Genomic DNA, 24,291 nt, shown 5'->3' with positions numbered 1-24,291 from the left:
GCATGAGAGTTGGTGTGGTGGATGTGGGTTCGAACACGGTACGTCTGGTCGTCGCCGACGCCGACGGGCAGGTGCCGTTGCCGGTCCACACGATGAAGAGACGACTGCGGCTCGGCGAACACGTGGACCGGGAGGGGGAGCTCGGCGAGGAACCGGTCCGCATGCTGGCCGCCGCGGTGCGCGACGCACAGGAAGAGGCCCAGCGGTGGGGAGTCACCGAACCCTTCGCGTTCGCCACGTCGATCGTGCGCGACGCCCCGAACCGGGCCGCCGTGCTCGCGGCGGTCGAGGCGGACACCGGGATCCGGCTGCGCACCCTGTCCGGCGAGGCCGAGGCGGAGCTGACGTTCCTGGCCGCCCGGCGGTGGATGGGCTGGCGGGCCGGGCCGCTGGTGCTGTTCGACATCGGCGGCGGATCCCTGGAGGTGGCCTTCGGCCGCAGCCGCCTGCCCGACTACGCGGCCTCGCTGCCGCTGGGGGCGAGACGGCTGACCCATGACCTCTTCGACGGCCAGGACCCGCCCCAGAAGGAGCACTTGAAGGCGGTGCGGCGCCAAGTGCGCCACCAGCTGCGGGACGTGGCCGCCCGGATCCGCTGGGAGATGCCGCACACGGCCGTCGCCACCTCGCGCACCTTCCAGCAGCTCGCCCGGCTGTGCGGCGCCTCACCCGGGCGCTACGGCCCCTTCGTGGAGCGGCGGCTGGGGCGCGGTGAACTGGGCAAGGCGCTCAAGGAGCTGGCCCGGCTGCCCGCCGAGGAGCGGGCGCACCTGCCGGGGATCTCGGCGGCACGGGCCGAGCAGTGCGTGGCCGGCGCGGTGGTCGCCCACACGGCGATGAAACTGACCGGCATCGAGGCGGTGACCGTCTGCCCCTGGGCGCTGCGCGAAGGCATCCTGCTGCGCTACATCGAGGACGGCGACGCCGACTGGTGGGACCGCGAGCACGTGCACACCGGCGACGGCGCACGGGGCGGCCCCACCTCGCTGCGCCTTGCCGCCTCGGCCCGCACGACCTGACCCGAGCGCGGGGCCCGGTCAGCGCAGGGCGAGGACCAGCGTCAACGTCAACGTGGCAAGCCCCGCCGCCAGCCAGCTGATGTAGTCGCCCACGCGCCCCGAGTGCAGGCGAAGGAGCGGGCGGACGAGGCGGTAGGGGGCCAGGCCGGTCCTGCGTACCGCGAGCAGCGCGAGGCCCGCGGCGAGGGCGGCGGACAGCGCCCCGTACAGCAGGCCCTCCGCCGTCCACGCCGTGTGCGGGAGGGCGGCGGGGGCCGGGGCGGGGGCGCCCTGTACGGCCGCCACGTATCCGGCGCGGTCGGCGAAGAGCCGGGCGCCGTCCGCCACCGAGTGTCCCACCGAGGGGATGACGCCGACCGCGAGCGAGGCCGTGAGCAGCAGCCGGGGCGCGGCCAGCATCGGGCGGGGCACGCTGCGCCCCGCCGCCCGCGTGACCTCGGGCTCCTCGCGGGCCCCGGTCATCTCCTCGGCGGTCCCGGCCGCCACCCGTACGCCCGCACCGAAGAAGATCCGCAGCCCGGCCCGCAGCACCGCGCCGCCGGAGAGCGCGGAGACCACCACGAACACGGCGGGCAGCCAGGCGTGTTCCAGCGACGCCGCATGTTCGGTGAGGGACTTCCCGAGGGCCGTCCCGAACGGCGGCAGGCCGGCCAGGGCGAGGCCTCCGACGAGGAACAGCGCGCCGGACACGGCCAGTTCGCGCCCCTGCCCGTGCAGCTCCCGCTCGTCCACCGAGCCGTAGCGGTCCAGCACGATCCCGGCGAGCGCGAACAGCGCCGCGTTCACCCCGGCGTGCCCGGCGACGTACACCGCCGTGCCCGCGAGGCCGTCGGCGGCGAGCGGCGCGACGCCGATCAGGAGCAGGCCCGCGTGCGCCACCGTCGAGAAGGCGAGCAGCCGTTTCAGGTTGCGCTGCTGCCAGCACATCACCGCGCCCAGCAGGGCCGTCACCGTCCCGGCCGCGGTCAGCAGCGACTCGTGCACGGACCCGGGGAGGCCGCCGGGGCCGCCGAACGCCACGGACGACACCCGTGCGATGCCGTACACGCCGAGCGGCACCATCACCCCCGCGAGCAGCATGTTCACGGGGGTCGGCGCGACCGTGTGGGCGTCCGCGTGCCAGAAGTGGAAGGGCACGGCCGCCGCCTTCACCAGCAGACCGGTCAGGATCAGGGCGACGGCGCACCCGAGGAGCGCGTCCGGCTCCCGCTCGGCGAGCCGGGCGCCGATCTGCGCGAACCCCAGCTCGCCGGTGCGCGCGTACAGCAGCCCGATGCCGAGCAGCATGCAGCAGCCGGCGAGCGCGTTGACGAGGCCGAACGTCAACGCGCCCTGCAGCGGCCGCGGATCCTCGATGCGGTAGCCGGTGAGGGCGACCGCGGCGACCCCCATCAGCTCGAAGAAGACGAAGGAGTTGAACAGGTCGCCGGTGAGCGAGAAGCCGCACACGCCCGCCTCGAAGAGCAGCACCAGCGCGGGGAAGACCCCCGGGTGCCCGCGCGGCAGCTCCTCGAAGTACCGCCAGGAGTAGGCGATCACGGAGAGCACGAGCAGTGCCGCGAGCAGCGCGACGCCCACCCCGATCCGGTCCGCGGCCAGCACGATGCCCACACCGTGCCCCTCGCGCGGGCGCCACCCGCCCGCCCACTCGACGGCCCGCGTGCCTCCCGTACGCCCCCACAGCACCGCGAGGACGACGACGACCGCCACCGCGGACGCGGCGGCCAGCGCGTCCGTGACGATCCGCGGCGCCCGGCGCCCCGCCAGCACGAGGAGGGACGCGCCGAACAGCGGGATCGCGACGGTCAGGGGCAGGACGGCACCCGCGCTCATCCGCGCAGCTCGCCGAGGAGGTCGGGGTCGGCGGTGCCGTGCCGCTTGCGGATCTGGAGCACCAGCGCGAGCAGCAGCGCCGTGACGGTCGCCCCGACGACGACATCGGTCAGGGCCATGGCCTGCACCACCGGGTCCACCACGGGGGTGTGCACGGAGATGTCGGCGAACACGGGCGCGGAGGCGCCGTCCCGGTAGCCGACGCCGAGCAGCAGGACGTACGTGGAGGACTGGGTGACCGACAGGCAGCCGACGGTGTGGATCAGGTCGCGGCTGGTCACCATCCCGTACAGCCCGACCAGGAAGATCCATCCGGCCACCAGAAAAGGCAGCGTGCTCAACGCGCTCCTCCCGTCTCGTTCTCGTGTGCTTCGCGGGCCCGCCCGGCACGGCCCGGTCTTCCGCCGGAGGCCGGCCGGGACTCCAGCTCGTGTGCCTGCTCCAGGAAATGTGCGAGGAGCACGACGACGCCGGACCCCACCTCCACCCCGACGGCGGCGTTCACGACGGGCACCAGGCCGCCCGACGACAGCTGCCCGAAGGTGCCGAGCGGCAGCACGTTCTCCAGATACGCGCCGCCCGCGAGGAGCCCCGCGCAGCCGAGGGCGGCGAACGCGCCCGCGGCGATCGCGTCGGCGGCGTGCAGCGCGGTGAGCGGCCTCACCCGCTTCAACACGCGGTAGTCGGCGGCGAGATAAGCCAGGTGCAGGCCCGTCGCGAGCACGATGCCGCCCTGGAAGCCGCCGCCCGGGGTCAGCTGCCCGTGCGCCACGACATAGGCGCCGGTCAGCAGGGTCACGGGCAGGGACAGCGCGCCGAACAGGCCGATGGCGGGCGGTACGTCGACCGGCGCGGGGTCGTGGGTCTGTTCGTCGCGGGCCCGCCGCAGCAGCACCACCGCTCCCAGTACCGCGGCGAAGAGCAGCGCCTCCTCGCCGAGCGTGTCCAGGCCGCGCTGGTCGAAGGTGACCGAGGCGACGACGTTCGCGGTGCGCTGTTCCAGCGAGGCGGCCACCGCCCGGGTGCCGTAGGGGTGTTCGTCGGTGCCGAACGGCGGCAGCCGGAAGCAGGCCAGCGCGAAGCAGACCGCGAACACCGACGCGGAGAGGAGGAACATCAGCGTCCTGACGCGCCTGCTCATGCGCCGTCCTCGCCGGGTGCGTCCCGGCCCGCCGCGGGGGAGCTCCGGCGACCGCCCTCAACCGTCCCGCCGTCGCCGGTCGGGCCGGTCCCGTTCCCGCCGCGCCCGGCGGACCTGCGCACCGACCGCGCCGTCAGCAGGATCAGCAGCGGGGTGACCGCCGCGCCCACCGCCAGCTGCGACAGCGCCACGTCGGGCGCGTGCAGCAGCAGGAACAGGAGCGCAAGCAGCAGCCCCAGCAGCGCCAGGACCACCGCCTGGCGCACCGGATCGCGGGTGAGCACGGCGACGGTCGCGGCCACGGCCACCAGCAGCAGCGCGGCGACGAGCGGCAGATCGGACGGGGTCACGGCGAGGCCTCCTCGCGCGCCACGCCGTCCCCGCGGGCCTGGGCGCGGGCCAGCGCCGTCGTCGTGGCGGGGCCGCCCACCGCGGAGAGGACGGCGACGAAGAGCAGCTTGAGCGCCGCGCGCCCCGGCCCGCTCTCCACCGCCGCCGCCAGCGCCACCAGCGGTACGCCGATCGAGGCGGCCGGGGCCAGCGCGTGCAGCCGCCCGTACGGACGGGCCAGGACCAGGAGCGCGAGGGCCGACAGCAGGAGTACGGCGACTCCGGCCGACAGCAGCGCCAACGCGCAGGCGTGCCGCATCGATCAGTCCTCCAGGGGCAGACAGCGGGCGAACACCAGTACCCCGACGGGGCCGAGCACGACGGCGACCAGGGCGACATCGGCGTACGAAGGGCGGTCGAAGCCCTGGGCCAGCGCGAGGAACACGGCGGGCGCGAACGTGGAGGCGAGGGCGAGCCCCGTCAGGCGTCCGGCCACGGGGCCGCGGCAGGCCACCCACAGGGCGGGGCCGAGACCGCAGACGAGCAGCACCAGAGCGGCACCGAGCCAGGCGTTCACGGCGCACCGCCCGGTGCGCGCGGCGCGTCGGCGGCCCGGGGGCCGTCGTGCTCCTCCCGGCACAGGACCCGCTCCAGCCGCGAAGGGCCGCCGGGCAGGGCGCGGAGCGTCAACTCCGCGCCCCGGGAGGCCACCACGTAGCCGCCCGGTGTCGACGACAGGAGCGTGGCGGCCCATGCGGGGCCGACACCGGGCCGCAGTCGCACCGTGCGGAAGATCCCGCCCGCCGACCGCCCCCGCAGGGCGTCCAGCACCGCACGGCACAGCCCGGCCAGCTCCGTCACGCAGGCGACCGGCCAGGCCGCCAGCGCGGCGAGGAAGTGGTTCAGGCCGCCGAGCCGCACGCCCGCCACCCGGCGCACGGCACGGCCGGCCACCGCCGCGAGAACGGCGACGGCCGCGCCGACCGCGAGTTCGAGCGGGGAGAGCGCGCCGATGAAGATCACGTCGAGGCCGAGCAACAAGGCCGCCCAGAGGCCGACTTCACGGACCATCAGCCGCGAACACCTCCGTTCCCGTCCCTGTGCGCGCCCTCGTCGTGCGCGCTCCGCACCTGCTCCGGACTCTTCTGCCCCGCTCCCCGTGGGCTACGTCCACCGCAGCAGCGCCCCGAGACCGCCCTCGGGCGTCCGCGCGGAGCGCACCGCCACGGCGTCGGCGCCGGTCGCCGCCGCGGCGCGCAACAGCGCATCGTCGGCGCGGGCCGCCGCCGGCTCGGGCTCGCCGAGGAAGCGGGCGTCCGTGCGGCGCGTGGCGACCTGGTCCGGTGCGTGGCCCACCCACACGGTGCGGTGGACGTCGGAGCCGTCCGGGCGCAGCAGGAGTTCGGCGATGCGGTGTTCGCGCGCTGCCTCGACCAGCGCGGGTACGCCCTCGGCGGCCCCCGCCCGGTCGGTGTCCGTCGCGCGGGCGGCCGTGAACCGCTCCAGTTCGCCGTCGGTGCGCCGGCGTACGTGCGCTTCCCTCGCCCGCTCGATGTCGTCGTCGAGCAGCGGGGTCGCCGAGCCCGGGGAGCGGCCGCCGTGGCCGGACTCCACGGTGCGGGGGAGCAGCTGCCGGGGGAGCCGGGCGCGCACCGCCCGCCGCACCCGCTCGTCGCCCACGAGAACCACCAGGTCGGCGCGGGTCTCCTCGCGGCGGGCGGTCAGGGTCTCGGCGATCAGGTCGGCGTTCTGCTCCCATACGTACTGCTCCGAGGTGACCTGTTCCGGGGGCACCTGTTCCGCAGGGCCCTGTTCCGCGACGTCCTCGGCTTCGGTGTTCTCCGCTGCGGCGACCCGACCCACGGACTCGGTGCCCCGGGACCCGCGCAGTTCGAGATCGGCGCCGCGCCGGTCGACGTACGCGACCAGGCAGGCCGGGTCGTCGTCGGCGAGCTCCAGGAGCGGGGCGACGTGGGGCAGCGTTCCCCACAGCGCCCGGGTGCCGCTCGGCGGCGTGGTCAGCGGCCGGTCGAGCACGACCGTACCGCCGGACGCGAACAGGGCACGCCCCACCGGCTCGGCGGAGTGCGCCAGGTCTTCCAAGGCCCCGTGCACGGCACGGCCGGTCGGCTCGTCCGCGCCCTGCGCGCGAAGGCTCTTGAGGACGGCGTCGGCTTCCAGGGACCGCTGGGCGGAGGTCGACTCGGAGTGGTGCGAGAGGTCGACGTACACCGAGGCCCAGGGGCCGGTGCGCTCGTACAGCGGGTTGAGGAAGGCCAGTTGCATGTTTCCTCCGTGCGACGTTGCGGGTGATCCGCCCGGCGGGTACCCGCCGAGGGCGGCGCGACACGGAAAGATCGCTCCTGACCCGGACCGCCGTTTCGCCCCTTCACCGCGCGAGCTCCGCAGAGGCCTTTGTACGGGCCCTTCGCGCGGGTTCGGGGCAGCGACACGGCACGCCGGACGCCATCGGCGTACGTCCCTGGCCGGGCCCTTGCCGAGCCCTTATCCGAGCCTCGGAGTGCCGTCCGGGTCCGCGCGGCTGATGTCGGCCAGTACCGACGACGGGTCCAGGTCCTCCGCGAGGTCCCCGAGGCTCACCATCCCCACCGGATGGCCGTCCTCGACGACGGGCAGCCGGCGCACCGCGTGGACGCGCATCAGACCGACCGCCGCCGACACCGCGTCGTCCGGGGTCACCACCACAGGGCTGGGCGTGCACACGGCCTGCGCGCTGACCGTCAGCGGATCGGCGCCGTCGGCCACGGCACGCAGCGCGATGTCCCGGTCGGTGAGCACGCCGAGGACCCGTCCCTCCGTGGCGACCAGGACACCGCCGATGTCCTGGTCGCGCATCAACTGCGCCGCTTCGACCAGTGAAGCGTCGGGGCGTACCGCCACGACGCCCGGCGTCATGACGTCCCTCACGAAAACAGCCATGGCTGGGCCCTTCCTGCCTGCGTCGTCCTGCGTTGACGTCCTGCGTCACCTCGCGTTGACGATCTGCGCCGTCGTCCCGCGTCCGTCGTGGTGATTCCGCGAAGTACCCCTGAGCTCCGAAGCCATGCCCCGCACCGCCTGCGCGCGTGTGCCGAGGCCCCGCCCGACCCGCCGGGCCAACACAAGGAAATTCCGTGGGTGTTTGTCGCGGGAGGCCGGGGGCAGGCGAATGTCAGTGCTTCGGACCGGAGGCACGTCCGTGGGAGCGGCTGCGTCGCTCGACCCCGGGTGTGCCCCGTCGTCTCTTGGCGTGCGACTCCCACGGTGACCGTCCATCCAGGCACGTATCCACAAGGGAGTTGCGACGCACCATGCGATCCCACACCAGCACCATCGCCCCCGCCCGGACGAAGCGTCACCCGCACGACGACGCCCCGGACACCGCGGAATCCTTCGCCCGGCTCGTCGAGATGCCGCACGGCCCCGAGCGGGACGCCCTGCGTCAGGAGCTCGTCCGGTCCTGGCTGCCGATGGCGGAACGCCTCGCCGGCCGCTTCCGCAACCGCGGCGAGTCCCTCGACGACCTGCGTCAGGTCGCGGCCCTCGGCCTGGTCAAGGCCGTCGACCGCTACGACCCCCGGCGCGGCACCGCTTTCGAGAGCTACGCGGTGCCGACCGTCACCGGTGAGATCAAGCGGCACTTCCGCGACCACATGTGGACCCTGCACGTGCCGCGCCGTGTCCAGGACCTGCGCAACCGCGTGCGGTTCGCCCGCCAGGACCTCGCCCAGACGGTCTCGGGCCGTGCCCCCACCATCGCCGAGATCGCCGAGCACGCGCAGATGAGCGAGGAGGACGCGAAGGCGGGCCTGGAGGCGCTCGACAGCTTCACCGCGCTCTCCCTGGACGCCGAACTCCCGGGCAGCGAGGACGGCTACTCCCTGAGCGACGCCCTGGGCAGCCCCGACCCCGCCCTCGACATCGTCGTCGACCGCGAGGCCGTCAAGCCGCGCATCGCGCAGCTGCCCGAGCGCGAACGGACCATCCTCTACATGCGGTTCTTCGGCGACATGACGCAGAGCCGCATCGCGGACGAGATGGGCATCTCGCAGATGCACGTCTCGCGGCTGATCAGCCGCTGCTGCGACCGGCTGCGCGACCAGGTCATGCGGGACGCCGCCTGACGGTCCTTCGGCGCCGCCGCCCGTGGTTCCTCCGCGGGCGGCGGCGCCGCGCTCGTCGAGACGAAGGGCCGGGGCCAGGAGCGCGAGCCGGCCTCCCCGGCCCGCCGAAGCAGGGCCGCGGCCGACCTGCCAAGGGCCCGCAGCGGGCCTGACGAGGGGCCCGGACCGGTCGTCGCCGACCGGTCCGGGCCCTTCGTGCCGCACCCGTGACGCTCACCCGGGCGGTGGCCAGAGCGGGCGCCGGGGGTGGGGCCGCGTTGTGATGGGCAGGTACGGCGATGCCCCGGCATGTCCTGGAGAGGCGAGAGGTACCTGCCGCTCCTGGCCCGGCACCGGTGCGACGGGGCACGACCAGGACAGTGACGCGAGCGCACGGAGGTACGGATGCGGCGTACGGACACGGAGGGCCGCGGACCCGTCCGGTACGGGCCGCCCCCGCCGGAGCCCGGCCTTCCCGTGCTGCCCGAGCTGGCGGCGGCCGCCGCCGCGGCCGCGGGCCGCTCCCGGGGCGAGCCCGCTGGCGGCGGCCCCGCGCTCCTGGACGCCGCCGGCGGTTACTGGGCGAGGCGCGGGCTGCCCGTGGAGCGCGGCCAGGTCGTCGCCGCCCCCGGCGCCCCGCCCCTCCTGCTCGCCCTGACCGCGGCCCTCGGCGGGGACGTCCTGCTGCCCCGCCCCTGCCCCGCCTGGTGGGCGCCGCAGGCCCGGCTGCTCGGCCGAGGCGTCCACCACGTGCCGACGCCCGCCGAGTGCGGCGGCGTCCCCGACCCGTACGCCCTTCTGGAGACCGTCCGCCGCATCCGTGACGAGGGCGGCAGACCCCGGCTCCTCGTGCTCTGCGTCGCCGACGACCCGACCGCCACCGTGCCGCCCCCCGAGGTGCTGCACGCGGCCGTGGAGGCCGCGGCCGACGAGGGCCTGCACGTCGTCAGCGACGAGACCTGGCGCGACACCCTCCACCACCCCCGCGAGACCGTCCTGATCGGGCCCGCCGAGATGGACCACGAGCGGGTGACCGTCCTCTGCGACCTCGCCGGGGCCTTCCTGCCGCAGACGCTGCCCGCCGCCGTCGCCCGCTTCCCCGCCACCGCCGAGGGCGCTGACCTGCGCGCCCGCACGCTCGACGTGCTCACCGCGACCGGCGCGGCCCTCGCCGCTCCGGCCGCTGCCGCCGCCTCGTACGCACTCGGCGAACCCGACCCGGTCACGGAGCGGCTCACCGCCTCCGTCCGGCTGCACGCGCGCGTGGCCGCCGCCGCCCAGCACGCCGTGCTCGCCGCGGGCGGTCTCGTCCGGCCCCCGCAGGCGGGCCGTCACCTCTACGCCGACCTGGGCCGCCTGCGGTCCGCGCTCGCCGAACGCGGCGTCGGCGACGCGCAGGACCTGGAGGACTTCCTCACCGCCCGGCTCGGCATGCCCGCGCCGGGCGGCCACCGCTTCGGCGACGGCATCGACGCCCTGCGCGTACGGCTCTCCACGGGACCACTGCTCGGCTCCACCGGGGAGGAGCGCCTGGCGGCGCTCACCGCATCGGACCCGCTGGAATTGCCGCACGTGGCAGAGGCGTTGAGCATGTTCGGATCGGCCTTCGACGATCTCCGTGCGGCAGCCCGGCGAAGGGAGCCTCCTCGATGACGCGGCAGGCACAGCGGGAGCAGGACCAGGAGCACGACCGGCCCCGGCGGCGGGGGGCGAGCGCACGAGGCGGGCCGGGACCGCGACCCGACGCCCTCGCCCCGCCCAGACCGCCCGACGGCACCCGCCGGTGGCCGAAGTCCTTCGCCGACCGGCTGACCGCACCGCTGCCCGGCCTGCGCGGCCTCGCACGGTTCGCCCGCGAAGGCGCCCTGCGCCCGCGTGCCGCCGGGCTCGCCGACATCCAGCGACTGCCCTTCGCACCCGGCCCGCTGCCCCGCGTCGACGCCGGTACCGTCGCCGTCACCTGGGCGGGGCACGCCAGCTGGGTCCTGCGCGTCGGCGGCCTCACCGTTCTCACCGACCCGGTCTGGTCCCGCAGGATCCTCGGCACCCCCGCCCGCGTCACCCCCGTGGGCGTCGCCTGGAGCGCGCTGCCGCGCGTCGACGCGGTCGTCATCAGCCACAACCACTACGACCACCTCGACTGGCCGACCCTGCGGCGCCTGCCGAGGAACACGCCCGTCTTCGTGCCCGCGGGGCTCGGCCGCTGGTTCACCCGCCGCCGCTTCGCGAAGGTCACCGAGCTCGACTGGTGGGAGGGCACCGAACTGGGCGGGGTGCGCCTGGACTTCGTACCGGCCCACCACTGGTCCAGGCGGAGCCTGGCCGACACCTGCCGGACGCTGTGGGGCGGCTGGGTGCTCACCGACGGGCAGGGACAGCGGGTCTACTTCGCGGGCGACACCGGATACGGCCACTGGTTCGGGCGGATCGGCGCCCGCTACCCGGGCATCGACCTCGCGCTCCTGCCGATCGGCGCGTACGAGCCGCGGTGGTGGCTGCGTGACGTCCACTGCGACCCGGAGGAGGCGGTCCGCGCGGCGGGCGACCTGGGCGCGCGGCGGATGGCCCCCATGCACTGGGGCACGTTCCTGCTCTCCGCCGAGCCGGTCCTCGAACCGCTCACCCGGGTGCGCGCGGCCTGGGCGAAGGCGGGGCTTGCCCGCGAGGACCTCTGGGACCTGCCGGTGGGGGCGTCCCGGGTCCTGGCCTGACGGGCTCCCGGAAGGCGCCGACGCAGGCGCAGACGCCGACTCCTAGGCCATGGACCGCCGCACCTTGCGCCACACCGCGGGCGCCACACTGATCAGCACCGTCAGTCCGACCGCCACCGCGACGCCCTCCCACGGCTCCTTGAAGAGGGAGCCGCCGAGGATGCCGATCAGCTGGTACGTCACCGCCCACGCGAGGCAGGCCGGGATGTCCCCGCGGGCGAACCGGCGCAGCGGCATCTTCGCCATCAGGCACGCCAGCATCACCGGGATGCGCCCCGCGGGCACGAGCCGGGACAGCACGAGGACCATCACGCCGTGATCGGCCAGCTTCTCCTGCGCCTGCGCGAGACGCTCCGCGGGGGCACGGTCACGGATCGCCTCCAGCCAGCGCGACCCGTTCTTCGAGCGCATGCCGCGCCGCCCCAGCCAGTACAGGGCGACGTCCCCGAGAAACGCGGCGAACGACGCGACGCCGAAGACGACGAGCAGCGCGAACGGATCCGTCTGGTGGAAGGCGACCACGGCCGCCGAACTGACCAGCGCGCCCGTCGGCACCACCGGCACCAGCGCGCCGATGACCACGAGGAGGAACAGCGACGGATAGCCGAGCGCCTGCTGGGTGCTCTCGGGCGGCACCTGGGCCGCCGCGGCGAGCATCACCTGGCCACCTCCGGCCGCACGCTCTCCCCGTGCGCGAGCCGGTGCACCGTCACCTCGGGGGCGGCCAGCGCCGCCTTGCGGACGAACTCGTCGCCCGGCGTGTGGAACTCGTGGGGGCGCACCGCGTCCATGCCGATCGGCCAGTACGTCCCGTAGTGCACCGGCACCGCGCTGCGCGGCGCGAGCAGGGTGAGCGCCTCGGCGGCCCGGCCCGCGTCCAGATGACCGTGGCCCAGGTAGGGCCCCCAGCCGCCGACCGGCAGCAGCGCCACGTCGACGTCGCCGACCTCGTCGGCCATCCCGTCGAACAGGCCGGTGTCCCCGGCGAAGTACGTCCGCGCCTCGCCCCGGACGACGAAACCGAGGGCGGGCGAGCGGTGCGGGCCGACGGGCAGCCGCCGCCCGTCGTGCCGTGCGGAGACCACGCGCACGACGACGTCGCCGACCGGGACCTCGTCGCCCGGCGCCACCTCGGTGAGGTGCAGGTGGGGCAGGCGACGGCGCAGACCGGGCACCGAGAGCGCGGCCCCGCGCGGGACCAGCGCACGGGTCCCCGGCGTGAGCCGGGCGAGCGACGGCACGTGCAGGTGGTCGGCGTGCAGGTGGGAGAGGAGCACGACGTCGGCGACCGCCGCATCCGGGGGCGGCAGTGCGCCCCTGCGTCGCCGCAGATGCGCGAGACGGCGGGCGAAGAGGGGGTCGGTCAGTACGCGGACGCCCGAATCCTCGACCGTGCAAGTGGCGTGACCCCACCATGTGACCTCGACGGGCACCCGGTTCCTCCTTCGTGCGACTGTCTCCGAGCCTACGGCCAGGAGTAGGGTCAGCGGCTGACGCCGAGGACGGCGCGGAAGCCGCAGAGGGGGACGCCGTGAGAGATGCCGTGGGCACCGCGGTCGTGCGCGTCGCGGCGATCGCCAGTCTGACGCCCCTGGAGGAGCTGGAGGCCGACCCCTTCCTGGTCGATTCGCGCAGCCAGCACGCGATGTGCGCCCGCTGGGCGGCCGCGCAGGGGTACGTGATCACCCGGGAGCTCGTCGTACGGGGGCTGCGTGCCGACCACGCGATGCTCTGGGGCGATGTCGAGGCGGGGCTCGTGGACCTCTTCGTGGTGCCGAGCCGCCGGGTCCTTGAGCGGGCGCTGCGGTCCGCGGACGAGTTCACCGCGGAGTGCGCGCGGCGCGGTGTGCGCATCGAGACGGCGGGGCTCGCCGAACCGGCGTACGACTCCCAGATGAAGGCGCGGGTCCATCGCAGGCTGTCCATGCCGACCGCCGGGTACGACGGCCGCTGACCGCCGAAGCCGTGCCGTGACGCCCCGCACCACCTTCGCGCACCCCTGGGCGGGCATGATCGACGGAGCGGGACCGGTCCCGCCGGGTTGTGACACGCTGGTGTCCGGTTCGGGGTGAAACGTGAAAGGGCGAGGCGTGGGGCAAGGGCGATGGCGGAGAGTCGGCAGCGCTCTGTGGCGCGTGGTCGCCGTGTGGGCCGTCAGCACACTGACGATGCTCGTGCTGGCCGGCATCCTCCCCGACTTCAAGCTCCAGTCCGCCGACGGTGACAGCGCCACGCAGATCGCGGTCACCGCCGGCCTCGGCGCCGGCGCGTTCGGTCTGCTCTCGGCGCTGGTGTGGCCGCTGCTCGTGCGCGCCCTGCTGCTCGTGCCCGCCCTCGTGCTGGGGCTGCTCGCCTTCTTCCTCAACGGCTCCCTGCTCCTGCTCGCCCTGAGCCTCATCCCCGAGGGCCGCGGCGAGGCCGGCGCGGAGACCGCCGTCGTCGTCGCCGCGGTGATGTCCGCGGTCGCCTCGGCCACCGGCGGCGCCCTGGCCGTACGGGACGACGACGCCTACCGGCGCAGGCTCTACCGGCTCGCCGACCGGCGCCGGCGCCGGCGCCCCGACGGGAGCCCCGGGCCCACCACGCCCGGCACCGTCTTCATCCAGCTCGACGGCGTCGGCCACGACGTCCTCACGTCCGCCGTCGGCAAGGGACTCATGCCCACGCTCGCCCGCTGGCTGGGGCAGGGGGAGACGGCGGGGCCCGGGGAGCGGGCCGCGCTCGCCACGCACCGGCTCACCGCGTGGCGCACCGACTGGTCCAGCCAGACCGGCGCCAGCCAGCTCGGCATCCTGCACGGCTCCAACCACGACGTGCCCGCCTTCCGGTGGTACGAGAAGGACACCGGCGAGGTCATGGTCAGCAACCGGCCCGCCTCCGCCGTGGAGCTGCAGCGCCGGGCCGTCCGGCACACCGGCGACGACGGCCTCCTGACCGTCGACGGAGCAAGCCGAGGCAACCTCTTCAGCGGCGGCGCCGAGCAGTTGGCCCTCGTCCTGTCCGTGGCGGCCAGGCGCGGCAAGGAGAACCGGTCGAGGGCCGGGTACTTCGCGTACTTCTGCGACCCCGCCAACGCCGTGCGCACCGCCCTCTCCTTCGTCGCCGAGGTCTTCCGGGAGATCGTCGAGTCCACCCGCGCCCGTCTGGAGCGGCGCCGCCCGCGCGTGGGCCGCGGCGGCCTCTACCCCTTCATCCGCGCCTTCGCCACCGTCGTCGAGCGGGACGTCGTGGTCGCGGCCGTCATCGGGGACATGCTCGCCGGGCGCAGCGCGGTCTACGCCGACCTCGTCGCGTACGACGAAGTGGCGCACCACTCCGGGCCGTGCGGCAGGGACGTCGAGAAGGTCCTGCGCCGCCTGGACCGCTCGCTCGCCCTGCTCGACCAGGTCGCCGAGCACGCGCCCCGCGCCTACCGGATCGTGGTGCTCTCCGACCACGGCCAGAGCCCCGGCGAGACCTTCCACGCCCGCTACGGCCTCACCCTCGGCGACCTGGTGCGGGCCGGCTGCGGGCTGCCCGTGCCGCGCAAGGCACAGCGCACGCACAGCGGCGCGGAGGCGCGTTCCGCCGTGCGGGCCGCGTTGCGCAGGCCCGTCGAGGAGGGCGCCGACCAGCTCCGTCCGCCGCGCGGGGCCGAGCCGATCGTGCTCGCCTCCGGCAACCTCGGCCTCGTCTCGTTCCCCGACGTGCCGCACCGCCTGACCCGCGAGGAGATCGACCGCCGCCACCCTGCGCTGCTCCCCACGCTCGCCAACCACCCGGGCGTCGGCTTCCTGCTCGTCCGCAGTGCCGAGCGGGGTGCGCTCGTGCTCGGGGCGCGCGGCGCCGAGGTGTATCTGGACGAGGACCCGGCCGACCTGGGGCCGTTGGCCGACTTCGGTCCGGGGGCCGCCGACGCCGTGCGGCGCACCGACGGCTTTCCGCACACCGCCGACATCATGGTCAACTCCTGGTACGACCCCGACGAGGGCGAAGTCCTCGCCTTCGAGGAGCAGATCGGCTCGCACGGCGGGCTCGGCGGGGCCCAGTCGCACCCCTTCCTCCTGTCGCCGCTCGTGCTCCCCGACCCGGTCGCGGACGGCACGGAGCTGGTCGGCGCCGAGCAGGTCCACCGCGTCCTGCGGGGCTGGCTCTCGGTGGCGGCGGGCCCGGAGATTCCCGTGGCCGTGCCGGTGGACGATTCCCTGTTCGACGCCTCGCACGGCACAGCTTTTGCGGCCCCCGACCGCGCCGCGCAGGACAAAACGCACTGATTTGGAGCAGCGTCCCCCGTACCCGACCATGTTCTCCGCCCGGCGATCCCGGGCGCCGGGCACGACGAGAGGCGCACCACCCCATGCACGACACCGGAACCGTGGAACCGTCGGCTCCGGGCCCCGGCCAGGAAACCCAGCCGTCGTCGCAGAGCAGGCACGCCCGGCGGTTCGGCCTCCCGGTCGCCACCTGCCTCGTGATGGGGAACATCATCGGCGGCGGCATCTTCCTCCTCCCCGCCTCCGTCGCCCCGTTCGGCACCATCAGCCTCGTCGCCTTCGGCGTCCTGTCCGCCGGCGCCATCGCCCTCGCGCTCGTCTTCGGCCGGCTCGCCGAGCGCGACCCGCGCACCGGTGGCCCCTACGTCTACGCCCGGGCGGCCTTCGGCGACTTCGCGGGCTTCCTCGCCGCCTGGTCGTACTGGATCACCACCTGGGTGTCCAACGCGGCGCTGGCCGTCGCCGCCGTCGGGTACCTCGACGTCCTGATGCCGGTCAACGACCACAAGTGGACGGCGTGCCTGGCCGCACTGGTCCTGCAACTCCTGCCCGCGCTCGCGAACTTCGCGGGCACGCGGTACGTCGGAGCCGTGCAACTGGTGGCCACCGTGCTGAAGTTCCTGCCGCTGCTGCTCGTCGCGGTCGGCGGTCTCTTCTTCTTCGACAGCGCCAACCTCGGGCCGTTCCGGGCGAGCGACGACAGTCCGCTGGGGGCCGTCTCGGCCGCCGCCGCGATCCTGCTCTTCTCCTACCTGGGCGTCGAGTCCGCCGCCGTCAGCGCGGGCGAGGTGCGCGATCCCCGGCGCAACGTCGGGCGCGCCACCATCCTCGGCACCCTCGGCGCCGCCCTCGTCTACCTGCTGGGCACGGTCGCCGTCTTCGGCACGGTCGCGCACGACAAGCTGGTCGCGTCCACCGCGCCCTTCTCGGATGCCGTCGACGTGATGTTCGGCGGCTCCTGGGGCGGCACCGCGGTCGCCTTCGCCGCGCTGATCTCGATGGTCGGCGCCCTCAACGGCTGGACGCTGCTCAGCGCGCAGACGCCGTACGCGGCCGCCCAGGACGGGCTCTTCCCGAGCGCGTTCGGGAAGAAGAAGCGCGGCGTGCCGACCGTCGGCGTGCTGGTGACCGTCGTCCTCGCCTCGCTGCTGACCGTCTACAACTACACGGCGGGCTCCGGCGGCGTCTTCGAGTCCCTCGTCCTGATCACCACGTTCACGGCGACCGTGCCCTATCTGCTCGCCACCGCCGCGCAGATCTACTTCCTGGTCTCCGGGCAGCGCGAGCGCGTGCACCGGGGCCGGCTGGTGCGGGACGCGGTCCTCGCGGGCGCCGCGTTCGCGTTCTCCATGTGGCTGGTCGCCGGGTCCGGGTACGCGGCCGTCTACCAGGGCGTGCTGTTCCTCTTCGTGGGCGTCCTCGTGTACGCGTGGATGGCGGCCCGCAAGCAGCGGGCCGCCACCGTGCACGACTGACCGGTCCCCTGCGGAACCGGCGGGCGGGTCTACCGCGCCAGCGGCGCGACGACCCAGCGGCGTGTCTTGAACATGCTGTCCTTCGCGCCGATCTCGATCAGCTTGCGGGCGGCCGGGTAGGCCTCGTTGCCCTCCATCTCGTAGCCGACCTCGAAGGTGCCGGGGACATCCGTGACCTCGGCCGTGCGCGACGCCGCGGCGCCCTGTGCGCTCTCGCCGGCGGTGACCGCGTCGAGGTGGGCGAGCAGCCTCTTCTGCGCCGCGTCGAGCGCCTTGCGCGGGTCGCGCTCCAGCGGCGCGGCCGTCGCCTTGCCGCCCTTGGGCGGAGGCGGTGAGACCTCGGTGCTCGGCTCACGGGTGGTGCCGGTGGCCGCGCGGGTGGCGATCTGCGCCTGGACGGGCGTGCCGTCGTTGTCCAGGCCGATGCGGATCAGGCCGCGGCCCGGCGTGATGACGGGAATGCCGTCGAAGACCTGGCGGAACGTCACGTGCGTCTGCAGCGACACCGGGCGGCCGACCTCGGAGCCGTCCTTGGTCCCGGAGTTCTGCATCAGGTCGTGCACGCTGTCGATGACGAGCTCGGCGCCCTCGGCGTACTGCTGGGCGACCGTGCGTGCCGTCTCGATGGCCCGGTCGGTGGAGAGCTGCTGGGTGTTGCGGTGGTTGGGCTCGGCGAGCCTGACCCAGCGCACGCCCTGCGGGGCGGTGGAGATGATGCGGTCGCCGGACGTCGCGTTGAGCACGCCGAGCCGGTCGACCTGCACCTCCTGCAGCGCCGCCGACGGGAAGTCGGCCAGCTGCCCGAGCCTGCTCAGCTCCGCGCTCGGGTCGCGCGGCGCCAGCTGGACGATCTGCTGCGGCCCCGGGAGCTGGGTGAGCGGCTCGCGGATGCCGGAGCGGGCGTAGTACCAGCGCCACGCGTACCAGTTGTCCGGCACGTGCTCGCGGTAGAAGTTCCGCTCGGTGTTGAGGCGGTTGGTGGCCTCGGCCTGGGTGGAGCCGACGGCGCACACCGAGGGCGCCTGACCGTGGTAGATGTCCCAGCTGGCGTTCAGCCACGCGTCGCAGTACGTCTGCCCGGCCCGCCACTTCTCCCAGAACTTCTTGCCGTAGTCGCCGCTGTCGATGCTGACCGTCTCGAAGCCGAAGATCATCCGGAAGCCGATGTTGGGCCCGGCCCAGGTGCGGATCGGTGAGTGGCCGCCGGTGACCTTGAGCGAGTCGCAGGTCGACCAGAAGACGTAGTTCGCCTTCTCGTTGCCGAGCGCCATCCGGTTGGAGACGGCGTCGCTGCGGCCGTCCCAGGCGGCCCCGAGCGGCGCGAAGAACACGCCGTTGCCGTCCATGCCCCCGTGGCCCGAGTGGTACACGGCCACGACCGCGTCCATGCCGTAGCGGTCCTGCCAGTTGTCGTACGTCTCCTCGTACGCCCACACCTGGGCGCCGCCGTCGGCGAACCAGAAGTTGCGGTCGTAGAACTGCTGGAGGTACGCGAGCCAGCCGGTGGCGTCCTCGTGCGTGTGGTAGAGCGTCGCCTGGTTGACGAACTTCTGGATGCTGAAGGCACCCCACCAGCCGAAGGTCGAGTCCCGGTCGCCCGCCGCGCCGGGCTTCTCCGGCTCGAGCGGTGACGGACCGTGGTCCGAGTAGTTGATGCGCATGGCCATACCCCCTGAGAGGATCTCCTCGTTCTGTGCGCGAGGGGGCCTCAAAGTGTCACCGCGGGGGCACCTTGCCCAGTTGCCATTCCGGCCATAGGGCCCCTGCCACGTGCCTGTTCCCGCACCTCAGCGGCCCCTGTGGCACGGCGCCGCGCACAACGTGTTCGTTTCGGGCGACGCGCACCTGCGTTCCCCGCTCGAACACCTCCGGGGCCTCGCCTGGCCCCGCGCGGCCCGTTTTCATCCGGAGTGTGATCGGATGGTGCCCACGCATCTTCCGATCACGGAACCGCACTGAAGGGAACTGCATCGTGGCAACCACGCGCTCCGCGCACACGGTCTGGGAAGGCTCTCTGACGGAGGGCTCGGGAACCGTCACCTTCGACTCCTCCGGCATCGGGGAGCAGGCGGTGTCCTGGCCGTCCCGCTCGGAGGAGGCGAACGGCAAGACCAGCCCGGAGGAGCTGATCGCCGCCGCGCACTCCAGCTGCTTCTCCATGGCGCTGTCGCACGGCCTGACGGGCGCGGGCACCCCGCCCACCCGGCTGACGACCTCCGCCGACGTGACCTTCCAGCCCGGCACCGGCATCACCGGCATCCACCTCACCGTCGAGGGCTCCGTGCCGGGTCTCGACGAGGCCGCCTTCGTGTCGGCCGCCGAGGACGCCAAGGCCAACTGCCCGGTGAGTCAGGCCCTGTCGGGCACGACCATCACGCTTTCGGCCAAGCTGGCCTGACCCGGCCCCTGTTGACGATGCCGCCGCCCCTGTCGGGGTGGCGGCATTGTCACGCGTGGCATTGACAACGGCCCGCTCAAGTTTTGTGATGGGGAACGGAGTAGACCTGGATTCGGGGGACGTGGGCTCGCGGCGGAAGGGACTGGACCATGGCACGTGCGGTCGGGATCGATCTCGGGACGACGAACTCAGTGGTGGCCGTGCTGGAGGGCGGTGAGCCCACCGTCGTCGCCAACGCGGAGGGTGCGCGCACCACCCCCTCCGTCGTCGCCTTCGCCAAGAACGGCGACGTCCTGGTGGGCGAGGTCGCCAAGCGGCAGGCGGTCACCAACGTGGAGCGCACGGCACGCTCCGTCAAACGGCACATGGGCGACGGCGGGTGGCGCTTCCCGGAGAGCGGGGCCGTGGACGGCACCCGCTACACCGCGCAGGAGCTGTCCGCGCGCGTCCTGCAGAAGCTCAAGCGCGATGCCGAGTCCTATCTGGGCGAGGACGTCACCGACGCGGTGGTCACCGTGCCCGCGTACTTCGACGACACCCAGCGCCAGGCCACCAAGGAGGCAGGCGAGATCGCCGGGCTCAAGGTCCTGCGCATCGTCAACGAACCCACGGCGGCCGCCCTCGCCTACGGCCTCGACAAAGGTGACGACCAGACCGTCCTCGTCTTCGACCTCGGCGGCGGCACCTTCGACGTCTCGCTCCTGGAGATGGGCGAGGGCGTCATCGAGGTGAAGGCCACCAACGGCGACACCCAGCTCGGCGGCGACGACTGGGACCAGCGCATCGTCGAGCACCTGGTGCGGCAGTTCAAGAACGGCCACGGTGTGGACCTCGGCAAGGACAAGATGGCGCTCCAGCGCCTGCGCGAGGGCGCCGAGAAGGCGAAGATCGAGCTGTCCTCGTCGAGTGAGACGGACATCAACCTGCCCTACATCACCGCGTCGGCGGAGGGCCCGCTGCACCTCGCCGAGAAGCTGACCCGCGCTCAGTTCCAGGAGCTGACCGCCGACTTGCTCGACCGCTGCAAGGCGCCCTTCCACCAGGCCGTCAAGGACGCGGGCGTCAAGCTCGCCGCCGTGGACCACGTGATCCTGGTGGGCGGCTCCACGCGGATGCCCGCGGTGTCGGACCTGGTCAGGGAGCTCACCGGCAAGGACCCGCACAAGGGCGTCAACCCCGACGAGGTCGTGGCGCTCGGCGCGGCCCTGCAGGCCGGCGTGATCCGCGGCGACGTCAAGGACGTCCTCCTCCTGGACGTGACGCCGCTGTCCCTCGGCATCGAGACCAAGGGCGGCATCATGACCAAGCTCATCGAGCGCAACACCACCATCCCCACCCGGCGTTCGGAGACCTTCTCCACCGCCGAGGACAACCAGCCCTCGGTCGGCATCCAGGTCTTCCAGGGCGAGCGGGAGATCGCCGCGTACAACAAGAAGCTCGGCGTCTTCGACCTGACGGGCCTGCCGCCCGCCCCGCGCGGCGTCCCCAAGATCGAGGTCACCTTCGACATCGACGCCAACGGCATCATGCACGTCTCGGCGAAGGACGAGGCCACCGGGCGCGAGCAGCGCATGACGGTGACCGGCGGCTCCGCGCTGCCCAAGGACGACATCAACCGCATGGTGCGCGATGCCGAGGAGCACGCGGAGGAGGACCGCAGGCGCCGGGAGGCCGCCGAGACCCGCAACCAGGCCGAGCAGCTCGTCCACCAGACCGAGAAGTTCCTGCGCGAGAACGGGGAGCGGGTCCCCGCGGACACCCGGACCGAAGTCGAGGCGGCGGCCGCCGAGCTGAAGGAGACCCTCAGGAACCGGGCGGAGGACACGGCGGCCCTGCGCGCCGGCGCGGAGAAACTGGCCACGGTGAGCCAGAAGATGGGCCAGGCCATGTACGCGAACTCCGGCGGCGCCGCGCAGGAACAGTCGGCGCCGGGAGCCACCACGGAGGAGGGCGTGGTGGACGCGGAGATCGTGGACGAGGACGACAGGGGCGCGGACCGGGGGACGGACGGGGGAACGGATCAGGGCCGGAAGGGCGGCACCGCGTAGGCCGCCCGCGGCGCGGCGCGGGCGGCTCCACCGGCCCGCGGTGCGGGCGGGGTCTCACGACCCCGTCCGCTCCCAGCCCCGCCGGTCCGGCCGCGACCCCACCCGCTCGGGGTCCCGCCCGCGGTAGACGACGTACGGCCGGAACAGGTACTGGACCGGGGCGCTGAACATGTGGACGAGCCGGGTGAACGGCACCAGCGCGATGAGCGCCATCCCCACCACCGCGTGGATCTCGTACAGCACCGGCACGCCCGCCATCCGGTCGATGTCCGGCTGGAGCGTGAAGAGGCTGCGGGCCCACGGGGCGATGGACTCGCGGTAGTTGTAGCCGTCGCCGGACGCGTGCGTCAGCTTGGCCACCATGCCGAGCACGATCGCCCCGAACAGCACCAGGTACATCAGTTTGTCGTTGGCGGTCGTGGCGCGGAACACCGGCGTGTTGGTCCGCCGCCGGTAGAGCAGCAGGAGGATGCCGAGGACGAGCAGCACCCCGGCCGCCGTGCCCCCGTACAGCGAGAACAGGTGGTACGTGTGCTCGCTCAGGCCCACCTTGTCCGTCCACGACTCGGGCAGGAACAGCCCGACCAGGTGGCCCACGAGCACGAAGAGGATGCCGTAGTGGAACATCGGTGAGGCGATGTTGAGGAGCTTGGACTCGTAGACCTGGGAGGAACGCGTCGTCCAGCCGAACTTGTCGTAGCGGTAGCGCCAGAGGGTGCCCGCGACGAGCAGGACGAAGGCGACGTAGGGGAGTACGCCCCACAGCAGCGTTTTCACGATTCCCGCTCCCCGATGAGTGCGAAGGGCTGAAGTCCGACGTCCTCGCGCGGCGGCCCGGACCGGGCCAGCGCCTGTGCCTCGGCGCGGTCCTTGGGCGAGGGGCCCGGCAGCGTCGCGCACACCGCCTCCAGGACCGCCGCGTACGGCGTGCCGAAGTCGGCCAGCGAGATGCGCAGCAGCTCAAGACCGCTGCGGTGCTCCTGGAGGAGCACCGGGCCCGCGTGCGCGGAGAACTCGAGGACCGCGGGCAGGAAGTCGGGCAGCTCCTCGCCGGAGAACTCCAGGCCGTGCTCCCGGTAGACCTCCTTGAACCGCACCAGGGCCATGCCGCGCCGCCGGGTGTCGCCGTCCCGCCACCAGCTCAGATAGAGGCTGTGCCGGTTCTTGAAGTCGAAGACCTGGACGTAGTGCGCGGCGAGTTCGCGCGGGTCGGCCGTCTCCGCGTGGGCGAGGAAGCCGTCGAGGCCCGCGGGGGCGGCGGCCTTCAGGAGCGGCAGCCGTGCGCGGAACTCGTCGTCCGGATAGGCCAGGCAGAGCGCCGCCGCCTGGTACAGCACCGCGTGCCGTGTCACTGGTCGCCCTCCTTGGCCGCGTGGGCCTCCTCGGCCGCGCTGGGCTGCTCGTCGGCGGTCTGCCGGGCCCGCAGGGCGTGGAAGTTCTCGATGGTCACCAGCGGCAGCTGCTTGCGGCCCGAGTCCTGGCCGAACGGCCCGTCGCCGCCCATGCCCGGACCGTCCTCGTAGTCGAGGCTGCAGGAGTCGGGGAGCGCCGACTCCTCCAGGCGCTGCGCGTCCGCGACGGCCGCGGTCGGGATGACGTACCGGTCCTCGTACTTGGCGATGGCGAGCAGCCGGTACATCTCCTCGATCCGCGCGCCCGACATCCCCACCGACTCCGCGACCGCGTCGTCGGGCCGCTCACCGAGGTTGATGGCCCGCATGTGCGCCCGCATCGCGGCGAGCTTCTCCAGGGAGGACCGTACGGGGCCGACGTCGCCCGCCGTGAAGATCTCCGCGAGGTACTCCAGGGGGATGCGCAGCGAGTCGATCGCGCCGAAGAGGTTGCCGAGGTCCTCGCCGTCGTGCCCGGTCTCCGTCAGCGCGTCCACCACGGGGGAGAGCGGCGGGATGTACCAGACCATCGGCATCGTGCGGTACTCCGGGTGCAGGGGGAGTGCCACCTTGTACGTGCTGATCAGGGCGTGCACGGGGGAGCGGCGGGCCGCCTCGACCCACTCGTGCGAGATGCCGTCGCGCTCGGCCGCGCGCCGCACCTCGGGATCCTCCGGGTCGAGGAAGACGCCCAACTGGGCCTCGTACAGCTTGTGTTCGTCGGGCTCGGAGGCCGCCGCGGTCACCTTGTCGGCGTCGTAAAGGATCACGCCGAGATAGCGCAGCCGGCCCACGCACGTCTCCGAGCAGACGGTCGGCAGGCCCACCTCGACGCGCGGGTAGCACATCGTGCACTTCTCGGCCTTGCCGGTGCGGTGGTTGAAGTAGACCTTCTTGTACGGGCAGCCGGTCACGCACTTGCGCCAGCCCCTGCAGTGGTCCTGGTCGACGAGGACGATGCCGTCCTCCTCGCGCTTGTACATCGCGCCGGACGGACAGGACGCCACGCACGCCGGGTTCAGGCAGTGCTCGCAGATGCGGGGCAGATAGAACATGAAGGTCTGCTCGAAGGCGAACTTCACCTTGTCGGCCGCCTGTTGACGGGTCTTGGCGACCATCGGGTCGAGGTCGCCGTACTCGGTGGCGCCGCCGAGGTTGTCGTCCCAGTTCGAGGACCACTCGATCTTCATCGGCTTGCCGCTGATCAGGGAGCGCGGCTCGGCCACCGGATAGTCGTCGCCGAGCGGGGCGTCGGTGAGGTTCTTGTACTCGTACGTCCAGGGCTCGTAGTAGTCCTTGATCTCCGGCAGCTTGGGGTTGGAGAAGATCCCCAGGAGCGACTTGACGCGGCCGCCGTTCTTCAGCTTCAGGGCGCCCCGCTTGTTCAGCTCCCAGCCGCCGCGCCACTTCTCCTGGTCCTCGTAGCGGCGCGGATAGCCCTGCCCGGGGCGGGTCTCGACGTTGTTGAACCAGACGTACTCCATGCCGTCGCGGTTGGTCCACGCCTGCTTGCAGGTGACCGAGCAGGTGTGGCACCCGATGCACTTGTCGAGGTTCATCACCATCGCGATCTGAGCCATGACGCGCAT

The 24,291-nt window shown here is 73.5% G+C and carries 24 protein-coding genes; 9 read left to right on the top strand and 15 right to left on the bottom strand.

Annotated features, from left to right (window positions below; genetic code table 11):
• Positions 1 to 2 precede the first annotated feature (2 nt).
• On the top strand, positions 3 to 1,019 hold the full coding sequence (locus tag ACZ592_RS14495; protein WP_471581849.1) for a Ppx/GppA family phosphatase: 1,017 nt from the start codon (positions 3 to 5) through the stop codon (positions 1,017 to 1,019).
• A gap of 18 nt (positions 1,020 to 1,037) precedes the next feature.
• Here the strand turns inward: ACZ592_RS14495 and ACZ592_RS14490 are convergent, their stop codons facing one another.
• The 9 genes from ACZ592_RS14490 to ACZ592_RS14450 form a co-directional block, all read right to left on the bottom strand.
• On the bottom strand, positions 1,038 to 2,852 hold the full coding sequence (locus ACZ592_RS14490) for a complex I subunit 5 family protein (RefSeq protein ID WP_471581848.1): 1,815 nt from the start codon (positions 2,850 to 2,852) through the stop codon (positions 1,038 to 1,040).
• The gene (locus ACZ592_RS14485; protein WP_471581847.1) at positions 2,849 to 3,193 is read right to left on the bottom strand and encodes a sodium:proton antiporter; all 345 of its coding nucleotides are present in this window, start codon (positions 3,191 to 3,193) and stop codon (positions 2,849 to 2,851) included. Before ACZ592_RS14485 ends, ACZ592_RS14490 begins: the two co-directional genes overlap by 4 nt.
• Positions 3,190 to 3,993, bottom strand: coding sequence for an MnhB domain-containing protein (locus ACZ592_RS14480; protein ID WP_471581846.1), 804 nt, complete (start codon positions 3,991 to 3,993; stop codon positions 3,190 to 3,192). Before ACZ592_RS14480 ends, ACZ592_RS14485 begins: the two co-directional genes overlap by 4 nt.
• On the bottom strand, positions 3,990 to 4,343 hold the full coding sequence (locus tag ACZ592_RS14475; protein ID WP_471581845.1) for a Na(+)/H(+) antiporter subunit B: 354 nt from the start codon (positions 4,341 to 4,343) through the stop codon (positions 3,990 to 3,992). Before ACZ592_RS14475 ends, ACZ592_RS14480 begins: the two co-directional genes overlap by 4 nt.
• Positions 4,340 to 4,642 carry a monovalent cation/H(+) antiporter subunit G gene (locus ACZ592_RS14470; RefSeq protein WP_471581844.1) on the bottom strand — a complete coding sequence of 101 codons (303 nt, stop codon included), beginning with the start codon at positions 4,640 to 4,642 and terminating at the stop codon, positions 4,340 to 4,342. Before ACZ592_RS14470 ends, ACZ592_RS14475 begins: the two co-directional genes overlap by 4 nt.
• A gap of 3 nt (positions 4,643 to 4,645) precedes the next feature.
• Positions 4,646 to 4,900, bottom strand: a complete 255-nt coding sequence (locus tag ACZ592_RS14465; RefSeq protein ID WP_471581843.1) for a monovalent cation/H+ antiporter complex subunit F — start codon at positions 4,898 to 4,900, stop codon at positions 4,646 to 4,648.
• Positions 4,897 to 5,394 carry a hypothetical protein gene (locus ACZ592_RS14460; RefSeq protein WP_471581842.1) on the bottom strand — a complete coding sequence of 166 codons (498 nt, stop codon included), beginning with the start codon at positions 5,392 to 5,394 and terminating at the stop codon, positions 4,897 to 4,899. Before ACZ592_RS14460 ends, ACZ592_RS14465 begins: the two co-directional genes overlap by 4 nt.
• Positions 5,395 to 5,487: 93 nt before the next feature.
• Entirely contained in the window at positions 5,488 to 6,609 is a 1,122-nt protein-coding gene (locus ACZ592_RS14455; RefSeq protein WP_471581841.1) for a baeRF2 domain-containing protein, read from the bottom strand.
• A gap of 219 nt (positions 6,610 to 6,828) precedes the next feature.
• Positions 6,829 to 7,263 carry a CBS domain-containing protein gene (locus tag ACZ592_RS14450; RefSeq protein WP_471581840.1) on the bottom strand — a complete coding sequence of 145 codons (435 nt, stop codon included), beginning with the start codon at positions 7,261 to 7,263 and terminating at the stop codon, positions 6,829 to 6,831.
• A gap of 371 nt (positions 7,264 to 7,634) precedes the next feature.
• Here ACZ592_RS14450 and ACZ592_RS14445 point away from each other — a divergent pair, with 371 nt between their 5' ends.
• The 3 genes from ACZ592_RS14445 (at position 7,635) to ACZ592_RS14435 (ending at position 11,137) form a co-directional block, all read left to right on the top strand.
• Positions 7,635 to 8,447 carry an RNA polymerase sigma factor SigF gene (locus tag ACZ592_RS14445; protein ID WP_471581839.1) on the top strand — a complete coding sequence of 271 codons (813 nt, stop codon included), beginning with the start codon at positions 7,635 to 7,637 and terminating at the stop codon, positions 8,445 to 8,447.
• A 384-nt stretch (positions 8,448 to 8,831) separates the two neighbouring features.
• A complete protein-coding gene (locus ACZ592_RS14440) occupies positions 8,832 to 10,079 on the top strand; it encodes an aminotransferase class I/II-fold pyridoxal phosphate-dependent enzyme (protein WP_471581838.1) in 1,248 nt (415 codons plus the stop codon).
• Positions 10,076 to 11,137 (top strand): MBL fold metallo-hydrolase, encoded by a 1,062-nt coding sequence (locus tag ACZ592_RS14435; protein ID WP_471581837.1) that lies wholly within the window; start codon positions 10,076 to 10,078, stop codon positions 11,135 to 11,137. Before ACZ592_RS14440 ends, ACZ592_RS14435 begins: the two co-directional genes overlap by 4 nt.
• Before the next feature lie 42 nt (positions 11,138 to 11,179).
• Here the strand turns inward: ACZ592_RS14435 and ACZ592_RS14430 are convergent, their stop codons facing one another.
• Together ACZ592_RS14430 and ACZ592_RS14425 are read right to left on the bottom strand one after the other, a co-directional pair.
• Positions 11,180 to 11,794, bottom strand: a complete 615-nt coding sequence (locus ACZ592_RS14430) for a DedA family protein (RefSeq protein WP_471581836.1) — start codon at positions 11,792 to 11,794, stop codon at positions 11,180 to 11,182.
• Positions 11,794 to 12,570, bottom strand: a complete 777-nt coding sequence (locus tag ACZ592_RS14425) for an MBL fold metallo-hydrolase (protein ID WP_471581835.1) — start codon at positions 12,568 to 12,570, stop codon at positions 11,794 to 11,796. The genes ACZ592_RS14430 and ACZ592_RS14425 overlap by 1 nt, the downstream gene beginning before the upstream one ends.
• A gap of 98 nt (positions 12,571 to 12,668) precedes the next feature.
• Here ACZ592_RS14425 and ACZ592_RS14420 point away from each other — a divergent pair, with 98 nt between their 5' ends.
• The 3 genes from ACZ592_RS14420 to ACZ592_RS14410 all read left to right on the top strand — a co-directional run bounded on the left by ACZ592_RS14420 (position 12,669) and on the right by ACZ592_RS14410 (position 16,865).
• A complete protein-coding gene (locus tag ACZ592_RS14420) occupies positions 12,669 to 13,091 on the top strand; it encodes a hypothetical protein (RefSeq protein WP_471581834.1) in 423 nt (140 codons plus the stop codon).
• A gap of 214 nt (positions 13,092 to 13,305) precedes the next feature.
• The gene (locus ACZ592_RS14415; protein WP_471581937.1) at positions 13,306 to 15,390 is read left to right on the top strand and encodes an alkaline phosphatase family protein; all 2,085 of its coding nucleotides are present in this window, start codon (positions 13,306 to 13,308) and stop codon (positions 15,388 to 15,390) included.
• Positions 15,391 to 15,473: 83 nt separating this feature from the next.
• A complete protein-coding gene (locus tag ACZ592_RS14410; protein ID WP_471581833.1) occupies positions 15,474 to 16,865 on the top strand; it encodes an amino acid permease in 1,392 nt (463 codons plus the stop codon).
• Positions 16,866 to 16,894: 29 nt separating this feature from the next.
• On the opposite strand, the gene ACZ592_RS14405 is transcribed toward ACZ592_RS14410, so the two are convergent.
• A complete protein-coding gene (locus tag ACZ592_RS14405; protein ID WP_471581832.1) occupies positions 16,895 to 18,526 on the bottom strand; it encodes a DUF6345 domain-containing protein in 1,632 nt (543 codons plus the stop codon).
• Positions 18,527 to 18,837: 311 nt separating this feature from the next.
• Between ACZ592_RS14405 and ACZ592_RS14400 the strand changes: the two genes are divergently transcribed.
• The gene (locus ACZ592_RS14400) at positions 18,838 to 19,263 is read left to right on the top strand and encodes an OsmC family protein (protein WP_471581831.1); all 426 of its coding nucleotides are present in this window, start codon (positions 18,838 to 18,840) and stop codon (positions 19,261 to 19,263) included.
• A 149-nt stretch (positions 19,264 to 19,412) separates the two neighbouring features.
• On the top strand, positions 19,413 to 21,311 hold the full coding sequence (gene dnaK / locus ACZ592_RS14395; protein WP_471581830.1) for a molecular chaperone DnaK: 1,899 nt from the start codon (positions 19,413 to 19,415) through the stop codon (positions 21,309 to 21,311).
• A 54-nt stretch (positions 21,312 to 21,365) separates the two neighbouring features.
• On the opposite strand, the gene narI is transcribed toward dnaK, so the two are convergent.
• The 3 genes from narI to narH are packed head-to-tail and all read right to left on the bottom strand — an operon-like array spanning position 21,366 to position 24,291.
• Complete coding sequence (narI, locus tag ACZ592_RS14390) at positions 21,366 to 22,088, bottom strand: respiratory nitrate reductase subunit gamma (RefSeq protein ID WP_471581829.1); 723 nt, start codon at positions 22,086 to 22,088, stop codon at positions 21,366 to 21,368.
• Positions 22,085 to 22,663 (bottom strand): nitrate reductase molybdenum cofactor assembly chaperone, encoded by a 579-nt coding sequence (gene narJ, locus ACZ592_RS14385; protein WP_471581828.1) that lies wholly within the window; start codon positions 22,661 to 22,663, stop codon positions 22,085 to 22,087. Before narJ ends, narI begins: the two co-directional genes overlap by 4 nt.
• Positions 22,660 to 24,291 (bottom strand): nitrate reductase subunit beta, encoded by a 1,632-nt coding sequence (gene narH, locus ACZ592_RS14380; RefSeq protein ID WP_471581827.1) that lies wholly within the window; start codon positions 24,289 to 24,291, stop codon positions 22,660 to 22,662. Before narH ends, narJ begins: the two co-directional genes overlap by 4 nt.

The organism is Streptomyces sp. NPDC040622, from assembly GCF_055593965.1.
The sequence above is the reverse complement of the archived record's forward strand: the minus strand, read 5'-3'. Positions and strand labels throughout refer to the sequence as shown.

Excerpts from the sequence above, each read along its gene's own strand:
- ACZ592_RS14495 (WP_471581849.1), top strand. The coding sequence starts at position 3 with ATGAGAGTTGGTGTGGTGGATGTGGGTTCGAACACGGTACGTCTGGTC.
- ACZ592_RS14490 (WP_471581848.1), bottom strand. The coding sequence starts at position 2,852 with ATGAGCGCGGGTGCCGTCCTGCCCCTGACCGTCGCGATCCCGCTGTTC.
- ACZ592_RS14480 (WP_471581846.1), bottom strand. The coding sequence starts at position 3,993 with ATGAGCAGGCGCGTCAGGACGCTGATGTTCCTCCTCTCCGCGTCGGTG.
- ACZ592_RS14470 (WP_471581844.1), bottom strand. The coding sequence starts at position 4,642 with ATGCGGCACGCCTGCGCGTTGGCGCTGCTGTCGGCCGGAGTCGCCGTA.
- ACZ592_RS14460 (WP_471581842.1), bottom strand. The coding sequence starts at position 5,394 with ATGGTCCGTGAAGTCGGCCTCTGGGCGGCCTTGTTGCTCGGCCTCGAC.
- ACZ592_RS14455 (WP_471581841.1), bottom strand. The coding sequence starts at position 6,609 with ATGCAACTGGCCTTCCTCAACCCGCTGTACGAGCGCACCGGCCCCTGG.
- ACZ592_RS14450 (WP_471581840.1), bottom strand. The coding sequence starts at position 7,263 with ATGGCTGTTTTCGTGAGGGACGTCATGACGCCGGGCGTCGTGGCGGTA.
- ACZ592_RS14445 (WP_471581839.1), top strand. The coding sequence starts at position 7,635 with ATGCGATCCCACACCAGCACCATCGCCCCCGCCCGGACGAAGCGTCAC.
- ACZ592_RS14440 (WP_471581838.1), top strand. The coding sequence starts at position 8,832 with ATGCGGCGTACGGACACGGAGGGCCGCGGACCCGTCCGGTACGGGCCG.
- ACZ592_RS14435 (WP_471581837.1), top strand. The coding sequence starts at position 10,076 with ATGACGCGGCAGGCACAGCGGGAGCAGGACCAGGAGCACGACCGGCCC.
- ACZ592_RS14430 (WP_471581836.1), bottom strand. The coding sequence starts at position 11,794 with ATGCTCGCCGCGGCGGCCCAGGTGCCGCCCGAGAGCACCCAGCAGGCG.
- ACZ592_RS14415 (WP_471581937.1), top strand. The coding sequence starts at position 13,306 with ATGCTCGTGCTGGCCGGCATCCTCCCCGACTTCAAGCTCCAGTCCGCC.
- ACZ592_RS14410 (WP_471581833.1), top strand. The coding sequence starts at position 15,474 with ATGCACGACACCGGAACCGTGGAACCGTCGGCTCCGGGCCCCGGCCAG.
- ACZ592_RS14405 (WP_471581832.1), bottom strand. The coding sequence starts at position 18,526 with ATGCGCATCAACTACTCGGACCACGGTCCGTCACCGCTCGAGCCGGAG.
- dnaK (WP_471581830.1), top strand. The coding sequence starts at position 19,413 with ATGGCACGTGCGGTCGGGATCGATCTCGGGACGACGAACTCAGTGGTG.
- narH (WP_471581827.1), bottom strand. The coding sequence starts at position 24,291 with ATGCGCGTCATGGCTCAGATCGCGATGGTGATGAACCTCGACAAGTGC.